Annotated in this window: 15 protein-coding genes; 5 read left to right on the top strand and 10 right to left on the bottom strand. The window is 60.8% G+C overall.

What is annotated here, in order from left to right:
* Positions 1-832: PASTA domain-containing protein (locus tag Q1X90_RS06235; RefSeq protein ID WP_300768143.1), on the top strand; the 832-nt coding region annotated here is incomplete at its 5' end.
* A 57-nt stretch (positions 833-889) separates the two neighbouring features.
* Here the strand turns inward: Q1X90_RS06235 and Q1X90_RS06230 are convergent.
* The 3 genes from Q1X90_RS06230 to Q1X90_RS06220 are packed head-to-tail and all read right to left on the bottom strand — an operon-like array spanning position 890 to position 3,482.
* Complete coding sequence (locus Q1X90_RS06230) at positions 890-1,534, bottom strand: aminodeoxychorismate/anthranilate synthase component II (RefSeq protein WP_300768141.1); 645 nt, start codon at positions 1,532-1,534, stop codon at positions 890-892.
* 38 nt (positions 1,535-1,572) lie between these two features.
* A complete protein-coding gene (locus Q1X90_RS06225) occupies positions 1,573-2,691 on the bottom strand; it encodes a class E sortase (RefSeq protein WP_300768139.1) in 1,119 nt (372 codons plus the stop codon).
* The gene (locus tag Q1X90_RS06220) at positions 2,688-3,482 is read right to left on the bottom strand and encodes a DUF881 domain-containing protein (protein ID WP_300768137.1); all 795 of its coding nucleotides are present in this window, start codon (positions 3,480-3,482) and stop codon (positions 2,688-2,690) included. The genes Q1X90_RS06225 and Q1X90_RS06220 overlap by 4 nt, the downstream gene beginning before the upstream one ends.
* A gap of 83 nt (positions 3,483-3,565) precedes the next feature.
* On the opposite strand from Q1X90_RS06220, the gene crgA reads away from it, so the two are divergent.
* Positions 3,566-4,114, top strand: coding sequence for a cell division protein CrgA (crgA, locus tag Q1X90_RS06215; protein WP_300768135.1), 549 nt, complete (start codon positions 3,566-3,568; stop codon positions 4,112-4,114).
* Between the two features lie 285 nt (positions 4,115-4,399).
* On the opposite strand, the gene Q1X90_RS06210 is transcribed toward crgA, so the two are convergent.
* Positions 4,400-5,101: a rhomboid family intramembrane serine protease gene (locus tag Q1X90_RS06210; protein ID WP_300768132.1), complete on the bottom strand. Its 702-nt coding sequence runs from the start codon at positions 5,099-5,101 to the stop codon at positions 4,400-4,402.
* 174 nt (positions 5,102-5,275) lie between these two features.
* On the opposite strand from Q1X90_RS06210, the gene Q1X90_RS06205 reads away from it, so the two are divergent.
* Entirely contained in the window at positions 5,276-5,539 is a 264-nt protein-coding gene (locus Q1X90_RS06205; RefSeq protein ID WP_300768129.1) for a hypothetical protein, read from the top strand.
* A gap of 220 nt (positions 5,540-5,759) precedes the next feature.
* Here Q1X90_RS06205 and Q1X90_RS06200 read toward each other — a convergent pair whose 3' ends face one another.
* Positions 5,760-8,222, bottom strand: a complete 2,463-nt coding sequence (locus Q1X90_RS06200; RefSeq protein ID WP_300768126.1) for a glycogen/starch/alpha-glucan phosphorylase — start codon at positions 8,220-8,222, stop codon at positions 5,760-5,762.
* A 209-nt stretch (positions 8,223-8,431) separates the two neighbouring features.
* Here Q1X90_RS06200 and Q1X90_RS06195 point away from each other — a divergent pair, with 209 nt between their 5' ends.
* The gene (locus Q1X90_RS06195) at positions 8,432-8,821 is read left to right on the top strand and encodes a sterol carrier family protein (protein ID WP_300768124.1); all 390 of its coding nucleotides are present in this window, start codon (positions 8,432-8,434) and stop codon (positions 8,819-8,821) included.
* Positions 8,822-8,907: 86 nt separating this feature from the next.
* Here the strand turns inward: Q1X90_RS06195 and Q1X90_RS06190 are convergent, their stop codons facing one another.
* From Q1X90_RS06190 to Q1X90_RS06175, 4 genes are all read right to left on the bottom strand, one after another.
* Positions 8,908-9,726: an amino acid ABC transporter permease gene (locus Q1X90_RS06190; RefSeq protein ID WP_300768123.1), complete on the bottom strand. Its 819-nt coding sequence runs from the start codon at positions 9,724-9,726 to the stop codon at positions 8,908-8,910.
* On the bottom strand, positions 9,717-10,400 hold the full coding sequence (locus tag Q1X90_RS06185) for an amino acid ABC transporter permease (RefSeq protein WP_300768121.1): 684 nt from the start codon (positions 10,398-10,400) through the stop codon (positions 9,717-9,719). The genes Q1X90_RS06190 and Q1X90_RS06185 overlap by 10 nt, the downstream gene beginning before the upstream one ends.
* 8 nt (positions 10,401-10,408) lie before the next feature.
* Positions 10,409-11,377 carry a glutamate ABC transporter substrate-binding protein gene (locus tag Q1X90_RS06180; protein WP_300768119.1) on the bottom strand — a complete coding sequence of 323 codons (969 nt, stop codon included), beginning with the start codon at positions 11,375-11,377 and terminating at the stop codon, positions 10,409-10,411.
* A gap of 316 nt (positions 11,378-11,693) precedes the next feature.
* Positions 11,694-12,092, bottom strand: coding sequence for a DUF3073 domain-containing protein (locus Q1X90_RS06175; RefSeq protein ID WP_300768117.1), 399 nt, complete (start codon positions 12,090-12,092; stop codon positions 11,694-11,696).
* Positions 12,093-12,247: 155 nt separating this feature from the next.
* Here Q1X90_RS06175 and trpS point away from each other — a divergent pair, with 155 nt between their 5' ends.
* Positions 12,248-13,339 (top strand): tryptophan--tRNA ligase, encoded by a 1,092-nt coding sequence (gene trpS / locus Q1X90_RS06170; protein ID WP_300768115.1) that lies wholly within the window; start codon positions 12,248-12,250, stop codon positions 13,337-13,339.
* Between the two features lie 6 nt (positions 13,340-13,345).
* Here the strand turns inward: trpS and Q1X90_RS06165 are convergent, their stop codons facing one another.
* Positions 13,346-14,218 carry a class C sortase gene (locus Q1X90_RS06165; protein WP_300768145.1) on the bottom strand — a complete coding sequence of 291 codons (873 nt, stop codon included), beginning with the start codon at positions 14,216-14,218 and terminating at the stop codon, positions 13,346-13,348.
* Positions 14,219-14,590: the final 372 nt, after the last annotated feature.

The raw sequence follows: 14,590 nt of genomic DNA, 5'->3' as shown, positions 1-14,590 counted from the left end.
GAAGAAGCTCAACGCACTCGGACTCGTGCTGGTGTCGAAAACGGACTCCGACTCGACTCTTTCGGCGGGAAGCATCACGAAACAGCGTCCGACAGGCGGCACCACCGTCAAGAAGGGCTCCACCGTCACCGTATGGTTCTCCAGCGGCCCGAAATCCGTGAAGGTCCCCTCGGTGGCAGGTCTGTCCCAGGACGAGGCCAGACAGACATTGGAGGATTCAGGGTTCAAAGTCGGCTCCAGCACCCAGACGGAGGGCAGCAGCAGCATCTCCAAGGACGATGTGACGCGCACGGAACCCGCTGCGGGCTCATATGCCGAGAAGGGTTCAACGATTCTGCTGTACATCTCCTCGGGAATGACCACGGTTCCCGACGGGCTGTCCGGGCAGTCCAAGGCATCCGTGTTGTCCACCCTGCACAACGCCGGATTCAACACCAATGTGGAGGAGGAGTACTCGGACACCGTCGCGTCCGGCAAGGTCACGCGCACCAGCCCCTCATCCGGAACGGTGGCACAGGGAACGACGATCACCGTGTACGTGTCGAAGGGCAAGGAGCAGATCACCATCCCCTCCGGCATCACTCTGGGCACCACAACCTACGCCACGGCCAAAACCCTTCTTGAGGCCCAGGGCCTGACCGTCGCGGCTGCATCGGGAACACCAGCCGACGCCGACCTCGTCACAAGCATGACGGTGAACGGGAAATCCGTCAGCTCAGGCGACTCGGTCGACAAGGGATCGACGGTCACCTTGGGGACCCAGGTAGCCCCGACGTCACCAACCACAACCGACACCACGAGCAGTTCCGACACCTCAGGCTCGAAAGGCTAGGACCGGAAACCGGGCCGGCACCCCGGAAGACCCCGGCAGTCGCCGTGTGACCGCGGGTTACGCAGCGACTTTCGGATGCAGCCCAGCGGATTTATCGACCGCATCAGACTGCCCGCACAGACTCAGCCAGTTGGCCAATAGTCGGTACCCGCCCTCGGTCATCACGGATTCGGGATGGAACTGCACGGCGTACAGGGGCAGCGTCGCATGCCGGATCGCCTGAACGGTGTGGTCGTCATGAGACCTGGCGGTCACGCGCAGGTCAGAGGGGACCGAGTTCTCCTCCACGGCAAGCGAATGGTACCTCGTCGCGGTCATGGGGTTGGGAACCCCCTCGAAGATCTGGTCATCATCATGGTCTATCAAACTGGTCTTCCCATGCATGATCGTCGGCGCATGGCTCACGGTGGCTCCATACACCTCGGCGAGCGCCTGCATCCCCAAGCACACACCGAACATCGGCGTTCTCGTGGCCGCACACACACGAATAACGTCCTCGCTGACTCCAGCCTCGCCAGGCGTCCCCGGTCCCGGCGATATCAAAACACCGTCGTATTGGTCCAGGACGCCGGGGTCGGATGGATTCATGGCATCGTTGCGAACCACGTCCACATGGGCACCCAGCGTGCGCAGATAGCCCACAATGGTGTACACGAATGAATCATAATTATCAACGACAAGGATTCTTGCACAGTCAGCCACGGTCGCTCCTCTCGGCGTCACACGTCCACCATCCGAATCTACACCGTCACATAGTTGGACATTCGTTGCAGGTAAGGAATATTGGCCGCAGCCCACGGAAAAGCCCACTGGAACATCCCGCCGACGGCGATGAGGATCAGAAGAAGCAACAGGATCAGCCGCACTGGAAACGCTCCCGGCTGGATCCGAAGCAGCCAGCCGTAGATTCCCGTGGACGTCTTTGTCCGCGCCTTTTTCCACACGCTGATGGCCGGCCACCGCCAGACCGCGATAGCTGCCACAGAGAGGACGAGGTACACGGCAAACAGGACGACCATGATGCTGGTCAGGTCCACCGAGGCTGCTGAATCGGATGCATCATCCACGGATGCGGCGAAACTCACCTTGCCCGAGCTATCCGTGGTGGCCAGCTCTTTGGGAACACCGTCCGACACCTTCGCCCAGTACGACAGTTCTCCATATGCGATCCATCGATGCGTGGCGTAAGTGTAGCGGGGCTCGCACGTCGTCATGGTGATCATGCGTTTTGTCGCCTTCTGGCCCGGATTCTGCGGGTTTGACGAGACCACGCGCACCTCCGTGGGAAGCACTATCTCGTGTGATGTGTACCGATAGACGTACCAATAGTCCTTGGTCCGGATGATTATCGCATCGCCTTTGCGCAGTTTGGCGATCTCACCGAGGGATTGCCCGTATCCCGTGCGGTGCGCGGCCACTGCGAAATTGCCTATCTGTCCAGGCATCTGGCTGCTCTCATAATGTCCGAAGCCGTGAAGGTTGAGCTGCGCCATATCAGTGCCCTGCACAAGGTTCCTCACCCAGGAATCACCAAACCGCGGAATGTAGACCTCCGCAATCAACTCGTTTGTCGACGCGCTTGTCGGCTGCTCCGGCGGGTCGCCCTTCTGCGCCTTCGCGATGGTCGTCGCTCCCGATGATCCCGGCCGCTCCCAGGAAACGGACTGGCGAGCCTGCTCCTGAGCGCTGTCGGATTCCACTCCGGTCCACCAGAGCTGCCAAACGACATACAAAGCGCATATCGCCGCCAAGGTGATAAGGACCTCGCCCACCACGCCCAGAATCGTGTATACCGGACCAGCGGAGGAACGTCGTCGTGACGATGGCTTGCTTTCAACATCGCCTGAGTAGCGCGTCATTCTCCCGAATCCTCCTTGGAGCTCTTGGCGGTTGTGCCCGATGTGTCCGACGTCTCAACGGATGCGTATTGGAGAGCCTGCAGAAGCACCGAGGACTGTGGGAACTTCAGCTGATCCGAGTTCGTCACCTTCCATCCCAGGCCAAAGGCCGCGACATACTGCTTGTATATCTGCACCGATTCGGACGCGTTGAGGGCCTTGACCATGTCGTCGGCGGGGCCAATGGCCGAAATGGTGTATGGCGGTGAATACTGCTTTCCTTGGAGCATCAGGACGTTCCCCTTGCAGATGACCGCCGAATTGAAGAGGACCCGCTGGTCCTGGATCATCATGGCCTCAGCCCCACCCTTCCACAACGCGTTGACGACGGCCTCGACGTCCTGCTGATGGACGACATAGTCATTGATTGTGGCGCTCGATCCCGAATCCCCAACCATCGTCTCCCATAATGGAGAGTCGTCGAGTGTGACGGTGATTCCCGGTCCCTTGACCGCGGGAAGCATCGTTCCCGATCCGGCATCCTCGGATGTGGACGACGACGACCCGCTTGAGGTATAGGTGTTGAGCGTGTTGATCTCGACGCTCAGCGCATCGACCTCCTTGCGCAGGGCACTTACCTTCTGCACTCTTTGAGCAATCATCTCGCCCGTGTCCGATGTCACGGTAGCGGTACGATTAACACGGAAATTGGTGACCAAGAGGTATCCAGTCAACGCGAGGACGATGAAAACGGCGATGGCCCCGGGCAACGATCGACGGGACCCGTGCCTGCCCTTTGTACTCGTGCCCATCGAGACACCCCCTCGTCACATTCGCCTCGTCCAACTCTACCCACTATTATGGCTTGTTAGCCTATCGAATGGAGATAAAGCTCATGGCTGACGAAGAGCTTCCCGGAACCGAACCCGCCGGGACGAATGACGGGGAGGACCGTGTTGTCCCCACTCCCGCCAAGCAAACCGCCGATAACGATGATGCCCGCGACATAGAATCATCCGTGGATTCGTCGGAGAAGTCCACTGCCGGTTCCTTTGACGACGATTCGACGGCTTCCTCGGAGTCGGAGGGAACGGATGGGGAGGGACAGGACGAAGACGACGACCTTAACCTCCCGATGGATAAGATCAACGCCCTGCTCAACGCCGAAGTGAGCGACAAAGACGCTCTTACGCCACAGATGAGACGTGTTGTCCAGCGGCAGTCCGAGAACACGAAGCGCGCGGAGGAGTCAATCAAGGGGACCCGCGCCAACCCCGGGTGGTTCGTTCCGCTTTTCTGCACACTGATGGTCATCGGTTTGGTATGGGCGGTCGTGTACTACCTGACCTCGGCCTATCCGATCCCCACGATTGGCGCAGGGAATCTTGCCATCGCGTTCGCGATCATCATGGTCGGATTCCTGATGACCATGTGGTGGCACTGATCGCCATTCCGCGCCACGAGCCGCTTCCCATGAGGGGCCAGCCATAGAAATATGGCTGGCCCCTCATGCTTTCGATTTGCGCTCGGCTATTTTAGATTGTCAACATGTGTGGATAACTTTCACGCACATTGTCCACATGGCTGCAAGGTCCCGAATTCCCTGACATTCCGCCAAAAATAACTGTTCAAGGTTCCATGCAGATACCATCCACGCAACTTATGCGCACTTCTCGCACAAGTTATCCACCGATCTATCCACAGATGTGGAAAACTACACGCGTGACATTTACATCAAACACAGCACGCCGATTCCGACCAGCGCAAGGATGACAATCGTTCCGTACACCGCCATTCTGACGTTGATCGTCTTGGAACGAAGAGACGAGGGTCCTGCGATCATCAACCAGGTGAGAACACCTCCGGCCACCAGACCACCCACGTGGGCCTGCCAGGCAACACCCGACACCACCAACGGAACGGCGAGATTGATGGCGATCCATATGACGATCGATCGCACATCCTCGCCCATCGCCCGATGCGCGATCAAAACCGCTCCGAAAAGACCGAAAATGGCGCCCGACGCCCCATAGCTGGCCGTTGCCCACTCCCCGGTGACTCTGGACCACACAAATATGCCCACCGCCCCGCCCAGCCCGGACACCACATACATGACGGCAAAGGACAGATGTCCCAGCATCCTCTCCAGATACGGGCCCACCACCCACAACGTCAGCATGTTGAAAAGCACATGGAGAATCGTCGGCGCATGGAGGAACATCGATGTGAACCACGACCAGGGGCATGATCTGATCACGGCGGGGATGAACATCCCACGCACCATCAGCGCGGAATATACATCGTGGGAGAACAGGCGCAGCGCCGTCTCCAGCAGCCACACGACGGAACAGATGGTGATGATGGCCCATACGACGACGGGACCTCCCGACCGCCACGATCCGACGACATCACGTCCTGAGGGAATATGCATGATGACCACTGTATCCGCCCATCCGGGGTTCGTCAGACGGGGACAGCCGCGTGGCCATGGGCAAAGTGTGGTCGTTTGCCACACATGCACCCAATCATCACATTCCCCCAATTAGGATGGGAGGAGTTGGCTTGGATGGGCAGGCCAGCGAAGCTCATGATGAAAGGAGCCGTCATGGAGAATAAGTCTTCTAACGGTTGGAAGTTCTTCGCGCTGCTCTTCGGCGCTCTGCTCGCAGGTCTCGTGGGACTCTACGTGTACAAACAGCGGAACCCCGAGTATGACCCCTGGGAGGAGCCGTGGGAGAACAGCTCATCGCCCGTCGACCTCGGTCTGTCAAAGGATGAAGATGATGACGCGGACGACGAGGACGCAGAGGACGAGGACGCCCCGGCGCTTGATCCGCAGACTGCCGCGCCCGCTGCCGACAAGGACTGATTCACGGCAACGGGAATCGCGCCCCGTCCGCGGCGCGTCCCGAATGTCCGATGCCATGACGGCGCGTTTGCGTATGGCCGTCTTATGATGCATCGGACCGCACGCACTGTGGAGCCGGTGTGCCTGAGACTACGTGTTTAGGCTATGCTCCTGCAGCGCTCCGAGTGGAGAAGGACCCCGCACCTCAATCGGTGCGGGGTCCTTCTCCGTGGGGTCTCAATCAGGCGAGCGCGCTGGTGTGCCAGATGCGCTCAAGGTAGTCCTCAATCGACCGGTCGGAGCTGAAGTATCCCGAGTTCGCAACGTTGAGCACGGCCATCCGGGCCCACTTGGCAGGCTCGCGATAGGTGTTCTCGATCTCGGACTGGATGTCCATGTAGGCTCCGAAATCAGCCATCGTCATGAAGTAGTCATGCGTCAGCCAGTCGTTGACCAGATCCTTGTAGACATCCTTGTCGCCGTCCGAGAAGGTGCCATCCGCGACCATGTCCACGGCCTGCTTCAGGCGGGGGTCGGCCTCGTAGTACTTGCGGGAGCCGCCGTGGTCGTAGCCCTCGGCGTAGAGCTTGTCCACCTCGTCGACCGTCATGCCGAAGAGGAAGAAGTTCTCCGCGCCAACAAGCTGGCGGATCTCCACGTTCGCGCCATCAAGCGTTCCCACGGTGAGCGCGCCGTTGAGGGCGAACTTCATGTTGCCGGTTCCGGAGGCCTCCTTGCCGGCCTGTGAGATCTGCTCGTCGAGGTCGGTGGCGGGAATCAGGTTCTCGGCCATCTCGATGTTGTAGTTGGGAAGCATGTGGACCGCAAGCTTGCCCTTAACGTCCGGGTCATTGTTCACGACACGCGACACGTTGTTGATCAGGCGGATCGTGAGCTTCGCCATCGCATAGCCTGGGGCCGACTTCGCGCCGAACATAACCGTGCGTGGAAGGACGTCGTCCACGTTCACCTTGCCGCTCTTGATGTCGGCGTAAGTGGAGATAAGCGCGAGAATCTTGAGGCTCTGGCGCTTGTACTCGTGCAGACGCTTGACCATCGTGTTGAACATGGTGCTGGGATCAAGATCGATTCCGTAATGGCTCTTCGCGAACACCGCGAACGCATCCTTGTTCGCCTGCTTGACATCGGCGAACTTGCGGACGAACTCGGCATCGTCGGCCAGCGGGACGAGTCCCTTGAGCAGGCTGAGGTCGGAGATCCAACGGTCCGTGCCCAGTCCCTCGGTGATGAGAGCGGACATGCGCGGGTTGGCCAGCCGCACGAAGCGGCGAGGCGTGACGCCGTTGGTCACGTTGGCGAACTTCTGCGGATACACGTCGGAGAAGTCCTTGAGCGTGACGTCCTTGAGCAGCTCGGAGTGCAGCTCGGCGACGCCGTTGACGTAGGAGCCGGCATACGACGCGAGGAAGGCCATGCGCACGGAGGGCTGCTTGCCATCCGTGTAGATGCGCATTCGCTCGATCTGGTCGGCGGCGACGTTCTTACCCTTGAGCTCGGCCACGAACTGGTCGTTGATCTTCTTGATGATCTCCAGATGACGGGGAAGAAGCTCACCGATGAGGTTGGCTGGCCACACCTCAAGCGCCTCGGGAAGAAGCGTGTGGCAGGTGTAGTTGAAGGTCTTCTGCGTGATTCCCCACGCGGTGCCCCAATCGTACCCGTGCTCGTCCATGAGGACGCGCATGAGCTCGGGAATGCCGATCACGGGATGGGTGTCGTTGAGCTGGAAGACGATCTTGTCGGCGAAGTTCGTCAGATCGGGGTTCGTCTCTCCGGGGTAGAAGACGCGGATCGCGTCATGGATGGACGCGGCGACGAAGAAGTACTGCTGCTCGAGACGCAGAGCCTTGCCCTGGGGAGTTGAGTCCTCCGGGTAGAGGATCTTCGTGATGTTCTCGGCAGCCACCTGCGGCTTGACGGCGTCCAGATACTCGGACTTGTTGAAGGCCAGGAGATCGAACTCGTCGTAGCTCTTCGCGGTCCACAGTCGCAGGGTGTTCACACGCTGCGAGGTGTATCCGGGAACCATATAGTCGACCGGAACCGCACGGACGGACCACGCGGGCTTCCACACGCGCTTGCCATCCTCCTCGACGACTTCGCCGCCGAAGCTGACGCGCTGGTCACGGTTGTAGTCGATGTGGCCCCACGACTCCTCGTTGGCGAGCCAGTAATCGGGCGTCTCGACCTGACGGCCCTTGTCGTCGAACTTCTGTTTGAAGATGCCGTAGCGGTACTGGATTCCATATCCAAAAGCGGGAACGCCGATCGACGCCAGGGAATCGATGTAGCAGGCCGCGAGACGCCCCAGACCGCCATTACCTAGACCCGGCTCGTATTCGGCGTCGACGATCTGCTGCGGCTCGAAGCCCAAAGTCTTGACGGCCTCGTCGAACTGCTCGGTCAGTCCCGCGTTGAGCAGCGCGTTGGAGAGCTGCTTGCCCATGAGGAACTCTGCGCTGAGGTACCCGACGGCCTTCGTATCGCCTGAGACCATATCCTTCTGGGTCTTCATCCAGGCGTCGACGAGATGGCGACGGACGGCCGCCGCGGCAGCCACATACACATCAGCTGCGGTCGCCTGCTCCGGCGTCACGCCCTGTGTGTACTTCAACTGCTCACGAATCTCGCCGGTGAACTCGTCGGAGGTGACGGGCGCCTTCGGTGCGGTGATTTCGGTCATTATCTGACTCCCTTTGACAAATATTGCTGCCGGAACGCGCATCTTGGCACGACTCGACGCCGCATCACAGCTACGGGCACGGTGGGGCCTTGTGCATACGTTCTCATAGAGAGACTACAACATTTGCGGATCGGAGGCGAACTCACGATGACATCGTTCGCGCGCGTGTCCGATCCGGAGTCCTGCGCACCATGCACAATATCGGAGATATGGCTGTCATACATGAGCGCGATCTGGAGCGTGGCCGCGAATCGTTCAATCGGTGGAGGACGCTGGCCGAAACCGATGAGAAGGCCTCCACGTCGCTCGGCCGCTCGACCCTCGCCATGGCCGTGCGCTATTCGCTGCACCTGCTGGAGACGAAAGCGCCCGGGGGCGCCGTGGAGATCAGGGTCGCGCCCTGGGGGGCCGTCAAGATCCTCGACGGCCCACGGTCCGACCCCCACAACCTCACGCCACCCGACGTCGTCGAACTTGATCCCACGACGTGGCTGAGGCTTGCCTCCGGGATGACGAGCTGGGACGAGGAACGCCGACGCGGCACCATCAGCTCCGTAGGCGAGCGTGACGACCTCAGCGCGCTGCTGCCCCTTGTATGACACTCCACGATGGATAACGCCCACCAGTCGACACGTCGGCCTCGACGGCCCGGCCCCTACGAATCGGGCCCTACGCCTATGCCCGCCTATGCCAGAAGGGGCTCCCCCATGCCCGAGGCGATCCGTCGGGCCGACCAGGAGATCGCGTAGTTCACCGCGACGTAGATCAGCGCCGTCACCAGATACACGGGAAGCAGACTGTTGTAGTTCGCTATGACGACCTTCGTGTTCTGCATCATCTCGGGATACGTCACCACGTATCCGAAGGTGGTGTCCTTCACCACGACGACCAGCTGCGTCACCATCGTCGGCACGACGATGCGAAACATCTGCGGGAGGATGATGGACGCGTAGATCTGCCTGCGGCTCAATCCCAGCGACGCACCTGCCTCTCCCTGACCGCGGGGAACGGCGCGCACGCCGGCGCGGTACACCTCGGCGAGCACCGCGGACGCGTACATCGACACCGGTATCACCACCATCCAGTACGTGCTGATGTGGATTCCGAACTGCGACGGCACCAGGAAGAAAAAGTATATGAACAACAATGTGGGCGTGCCGCGCACGAATTCGATGATCGCCGTGGCAATCCATCTCACCGGGGCAACGCCCGATATGCGCCCGAACATGAGCACCAGACCTCCGACGAGCGCGATGGCCCCCGCCCCCAGCGCCGCACGCAACGTGCCAAGAAAGCCCTGTCCCAGGAAAACCCACACGTTCGCTTCGGCGAAAAGGCTCCAATACTGCGGGTCGAACTGTCCGTTGTCATACAGCCGCATGACGACGTAGGCGACCAGCGCGATCAACGCCACGGAGGATGCAATCGTGCCGATGATGATCCGCCGTCGCGATCTCGGTCCGCCTGTTTCAAAGAGCGCCGCCTCGGTCGGACTCAACGCCATATCGCCACCCGCCTTTCGATGATGCGTCCGATGCCCGCTATCACCAGACCCGTGGCCACGTAGAACAGAGCCGCGATGAGAAAGGTCGGTATGCCCATCGCGTCGGTGGTGTTGATCCGCGAGACCAGTCCGGTGAGCTCGGTGTGGGCGAGAGGCACCAGCGCGCCCGTGGACGAGCTGATGATCACGGAGATGAACAGCGTCACCATGGGTTGGACGACGTTCCGCAGGGCCTGCGGAAGCACCACGGAGGTGACTATCCCCATGAAGGACAGTCCCAACGACCGTGCGGCCTCGATCTGCCCGGGATCGATGGCGTTGATTCCGGTGCGCAGATTGTCGCAGGCGAAGGAGGACGAAACAAGAACCAGCGTGAGGACGACGCAGGGCTCATAGTCGATGACGATTCCGACCTCAGGAAGCGCGAAGACCACGAAGATCAGGAGGCACAGCACGGGTATGTTGCGAAACAGCTCCACGTAGGCGGATACCGCCGCACGCAGCGGCGGTATCGGTGAGATCCGGAGGACGGTGAGGACAAGTCCCAGAAGAAGCCCTCCTGCGAAAGCAATGACGCCTATGCGCAGCGTCACCCAATAGCCGTCCACATACTGGGAACCATATGTCCCCACAAGATGCGCGAGCTGACCCCACATCGTGTGTCCGGATCCCATTCAGTCGCTCACTCGTCGATGGTGGGAGGCGTGGGAACGTCGGTCACGCCGGTGCGATCGCCGATGGTGATCGTCCACAGCTTGGCCCACGTGCCATCCTCCTCGATCTTCTTCAACCACGCGTTGACGAAGGCGACGGCGTCCGAACCCTTGGGAAGCCCGATCCCGTAAGGGTCCTCCGTGCCGAATCCGTCACCGACGGATTTCAGCGATTTCGGATCCCGGGCCACATCGCCCAGCACCAGTGACTGGTCGACGACGTACGCGTCGAGTCTGCCCTGCTTGATCGCCTGGACGATCTCGGCGTCCGTCTGGAACTCCTGGACGGTGGCCTTGGGCGCGTACTTCTCCACGATCTGCCGCCCAGTGGATCCAGCCTGAACACCGACCTTCTTGCCCGCCAGATCCTTGACCGAGGAGATGTCGTTGGTGGTGGACTTCACCAGAATCCCCTGGTGGGACACATAGTAGGGTCCGGCGAAGTCGACCTTCTCCTTGCGGGAGTCGGTGATCGAGTAGGTCGCGAAGACGGAGTCGACGGTTCCGTTCTGTAGGACCGTCTCACGGGTGGACGAGTCGACGACGCTGATCTCGGTTTTGGCATCTCCGATGATGTAGCGCGCGAGGAGCTGGGAAAGGCCCGCGTCGAAGCCACGGACCTTGTTGTCGTCGGGGCTCTGCAGGGAGAACAGCGTGGACGTCTTGGTCCCGCCGACCTTGAGGACGCCCGCCTTCTTCACGGCCGACGCCCACGCGTTCGCCGAGACGTCGGAAGCGCTGGCCGCCGATCCTGCGGCGATGAGCTTGTCATACGCTGCGGTGTCAAGCGCCTTGCCGGTGCTCGTCGAATCGCCCGAGGCGGAGGTGCCCGTGTCGTTTCCGCTCTGCGAACCGCATCCCGAGAGGAGCAGCCCCATCGAGGCGATGAGCGCGATGGCGGATACGGCAAGCTTTGGTCGACGTGTCAGAACTGTCATGTTTCTTCTCTCTTCGTTGTCCCTTGTTACCACTAACTGCGGTACCACTACCTGCGCAGGATTGCGTCGCCGTGCAGGATTCCGGTCGTACGTGACGCGGTTCAGCCCAGTATAAAAGATAGCGAACGACGCAAGAAATTATGACGCCTTCGGCGATATCGCCATTACCTATGACGCGTGCGAACACGGCGCGCATGTGCGACGCAGCCCGTGCGCACGCCAGTATCCCGCAGTTGACGAGGGAACGCCGTCACGGCGATCATCCACGCGATGAGATCCCGGATACGGCATATGACAGAACCCGTCAGGCGGAAGGTCAGTCGGAGGACTTCTTTCCCTCGTTCCCTCTGGCCTTGGAATCGCCGGAGACATGCGGCCGCGGCATCGGCATGATCGTGTGGGCATGATGGTCGGAGCGTATACGCGTCTGGGGGAATTCCGCGCTGGTGGCCTTCGCAGCGGCCTCCGCCGCCCATCGGGCGTACTCATCCAGATCATCGGATGGAAGGGACGGCTCCGCGGACGAATCCGACGAGGTGCGTTCCTCTCCGTGCTCGTCATGACCTTCGACGTCCGCAAAGGGATCGACGGACTCGGTCCCCGGATCCTCGCCCTTGAGCTCTTTGGCAAGCTCGTCATAGTCGGTATCGGTTGTCAGGTACTTCAGCTTACGGGCTATTTTCTGCTGCTTCGCCTTCTGCCGTCCGCGGCCCATCTGACCCCCTGATCCTTCACCAAAGCCATCAATTCATCACATAAGAGCGTACCACCTGTTCGATTCCGCATGGTTGTCGTCTTGAACTTTTACGATAAGGGCAATATTCACGTGTCGAACCCTTCTCTATCTAAGGACATCCAAGGACCATGACGATGAGCGACGAGCTTCAGATGACCGCAGCGGGCAATGAGATCAGCGCAAGTTTCCAGGCGGCGAAACGACTGTCCGACGCCACCCTCGCGAAGTTGGAGACGAATCCGGGGTCATTCACGATGCTCACCGGCGACCGTCCGACCGGGCGTCTGCATCTGGGACACTATTTCGGTTCGATCCGCGAGCGCGTGGCGATGCAGAACCGTGGCGTGCGGACGAACATCATCATCGCTGACTATCAGGTCATCACGGACCGCGACACCACCGAGCACATCGGAGAGAACGTCCTCAACCTGGTACTCGATTACATGGCCGCCGGAATCGACCCGGCCAAGACCATGATCTTCACCCATTCTGCGGTCCCCGCCGAGAATCAGCTCATGCTGCCGTTCCTGTCGCTGGTGACGGAGGCCGAGCTCCACCGGAATCCGACGGTCAAATCCGAGATGGAGGCCTCCGGCCACGCGCTGACCGGACTGCTGCTGACGTATCCAGTCCATCAGGCGTGCGACATCCTCTTTTGCAAGGCGAACGTGGTACCGATCGGGAAGGACAACCTCCCCCATGTGGAGATCACCCGTACCATCGCAAGACGGTTCAACGAGCGTTATTCGGCGAAGACCCCCGTGTTCCCCGAGCCTGCGGCCATCCTGTCGGATGCGCCCGAGATCCCGGGTCTTGATGGCCGGAAGATGAGCAAGTCCTACGGCAATTCGATCATGCTGGGCGCGACCGCCGAGGAGACGGCGAAGCTCATCAGGAAAAGCCCGACGGATTCGGAGCGCCGCATCACCTTCGATCCGGCGGCCAGGCCTCAGGTGTCCGCACTGCTGACGACGGCCGGGCTGGTGACAGGTCGCGATCCGAAGGACATCGCCGAGGAGATCGGCGAATCGGGGGCGGGAGCCCTGAAGAAATACGTGATCGAGAACGTGAACGAGTTCCTGGCACCCCATCGAGAGCGTCGTGCCGAACTCGCGAAGGACATGGACTCGATCCGAGACGTACTTCATGACGGCAACCGGCGTGCGAACGCCACCGCCGAGGAGACCCTTGACGAGGTCCGCGCGGCCATGGGCATGAAATACTGACCCACTTCAGTGGCATATACCACTGAAGTGTCGTCGCCGTCTGGTCTTTCCCTTTACGGCGGCGATGATGACGCCGAGAAGGATGATGGGCACGGCGACGGCAAGGACGTATCGCAGGATCTGCTTGCCATCGACCGCGGCGTCATCCGGCTCGGGGATGGTGCCTGGTATGGCGGCCCGCACGGCAGACACGAGAAGACGATGCGTGTTGACGCCGTAGGGCGTGCAGGTCATGAGGGTGACGCGGTCCTCGCCCTTGACGACGCGGAGCTTGGAGGTGTCGTTGGGCAGGATGACGCTGATCCGGTCGATCTTGTATCCCAGCGTCTTGCCCATGATCTTGATGTAGAAGTAGTCGCCGACCCTCATCTCGTCAAGGCGTGTGAACATGAGCGCGTTGACGAGCCCCCGGTGTCCCGTGAGCACGGGATGGGTGGAAGTACCGCCAACAGGCAGGGAGGTCCCGTAGAGGTGACCGACGCCGCGGGCAAGCACAGAGTCCGCTGATCCATGATAGATGGGGAGGTTCACGGAGATCTTCGGGATGACAACGCTGCCCATGATACCGTCGCCGCTGACGTTCAGCAGGCTTTGATACGTCTTGTCCTTCGTCGACTCGCTGTCGGACTGGTCGCTTGCGGCGCTTTCTCCGGATCGCGTGGAGAAGGGGTCGACGGCCTCACCCAGAACCGGCTGCCCGCTAGCGGCGAGTCTTTTATTGTAGGCGTGCGCTTTCGCCAGCTCGCTGTCTCTCTGATTCTGAGGCCAACCACTCGCCGTTGCGGACACGGAGTCGCTTGTCTCTCCAAGCTGCTTCTCGGAAAACGCCTGAAGCACAAGGGGGTAAAGGATGGCCGTAAAGCCAAGAAGCGCCAACATGAGCGCGGTGATGGCCGAGATCCGGGCGCTGCGTCGCGCACGTCGTTTTTTTGCCGCGAGGGCGGGATCGTCGTGTGGACCGTATAGCACGGTAGCCCATGCGGCGGGGCTGAAGGGGGAGGTCACGGATGGGTCGGACGGCAAGTCGCGTGCGGTTGCTGAGGGTGCACCGGCCAGCGCGGCTGGCGTCCGACGTGTGAAGAAACGCATGTGATCTGTTTCCCTCATCGTGATGGCTGCGGGTGGATGGTGTTCTTGTGCGATGACCATAGCGCGGCAACCAGAGCGTGAGACGGATAGCGTGAGACGGATATGGCTGAGGGAGTGGCCACGGGCCGGATGGATGCTGGTGCGCGTCATCCGGTTCGGCGG

The organism is uncultured Bifidobacterium sp., from assembly GCF_949292005.1.
Taxonomy (GTDB): Bacteria; Actinomycetota; Actinomycetes; order Actinomycetales; family Bifidobacteriaceae; genus Bifidobacterium.
The sequence above is the reverse complement of the archived record's forward strand: the minus strand, read 5'-3'. Positions and strand labels throughout refer to the sequence as shown.

Excerpts from the sequence above, each read along its gene's own strand:
- Q1X90_RS06225 (WP_300768139.1), bottom strand. The coding sequence starts at position 2,691 with ATGACGCGCTACTCAGGCGATGTTGAAAGCAAGCCATCGTCACGACGA.
- Q1X90_RS06220 (WP_300768137.1), bottom strand. The coding sequence starts at position 3,482 with ATGGGCACGAGTACAAAGGGCAGGCACGGGTCCCGTCGATCGTTGCCC.
- crgA (WP_300768135.1), top strand. The coding sequence starts at position 3,566 with ATGGCTGACGAAGAGCTTCCCGGAACCGAACCCGCCGGGACGAATGAC.
- Q1X90_RS06210 (WP_300768132.1), bottom strand. The coding sequence starts at position 5,101 with ATGCATATTCCCTCAGGACGTGATGTCGTCGGATCGTGGCGGTCGGGA.
- Q1X90_RS06205 (WP_300768129.1), top strand. The coding sequence starts at position 5,276 with ATGGAGAATAAGTCTTCTAACGGTTGGAAGTTCTTCGCGCTGCTCTTC.
- Q1X90_RS06200 (WP_300768126.1), bottom strand. The coding sequence starts at position 8,222 with ATGACCGAAATCACCGCACCGAAGGCGCCCGTCACCTCCGACGAGTTC.
- Q1X90_RS06195 (WP_300768124.1), top strand. The coding sequence starts at position 8,432 with ATGGCTGTCATACATGAGCGCGATCTGGAGCGTGGCCGCGAATCGTTC.
- Q1X90_RS06190 (WP_300768123.1), bottom strand. The coding sequence starts at position 9,726 with ATGGCGTTGAGTCCGACCGAGGCGGCGCTCTTTGAAACAGGCGGACCG.
- Q1X90_RS06185 (WP_300768121.1), bottom strand. The coding sequence starts at position 10,400 with ATGGGATCCGGACACACGATGTGGGGTCAGCTCGCGCATCTTGTGGGG.
- Q1X90_RS06180 (WP_300768119.1), bottom strand. The coding sequence starts at position 11,377 with ATGACAGTTCTGACACGTCGACCAAAGCTTGCCGTATCCGCCATCGCG.
- Q1X90_RS06175 (WP_300768117.1), bottom strand. The coding sequence starts at position 12,092 with ATGGGCCGCGGACGGCAGAAGGCGAAGCAGCAGAAAATAGCCCGTAAG.
- trpS (WP_300768115.1), top strand. The coding sequence starts at position 12,248 with ATGAGCGACGAGCTTCAGATGACCGCAGCGGGCAATGAGATCAGCGCA.
- Q1X90_RS06165 (WP_300768145.1), bottom strand. The coding sequence starts at position 14,218 with ATGTTGGCGCTTCTTGGCTTTACGGCCATCCTTTACCCCCTTGTGCTT.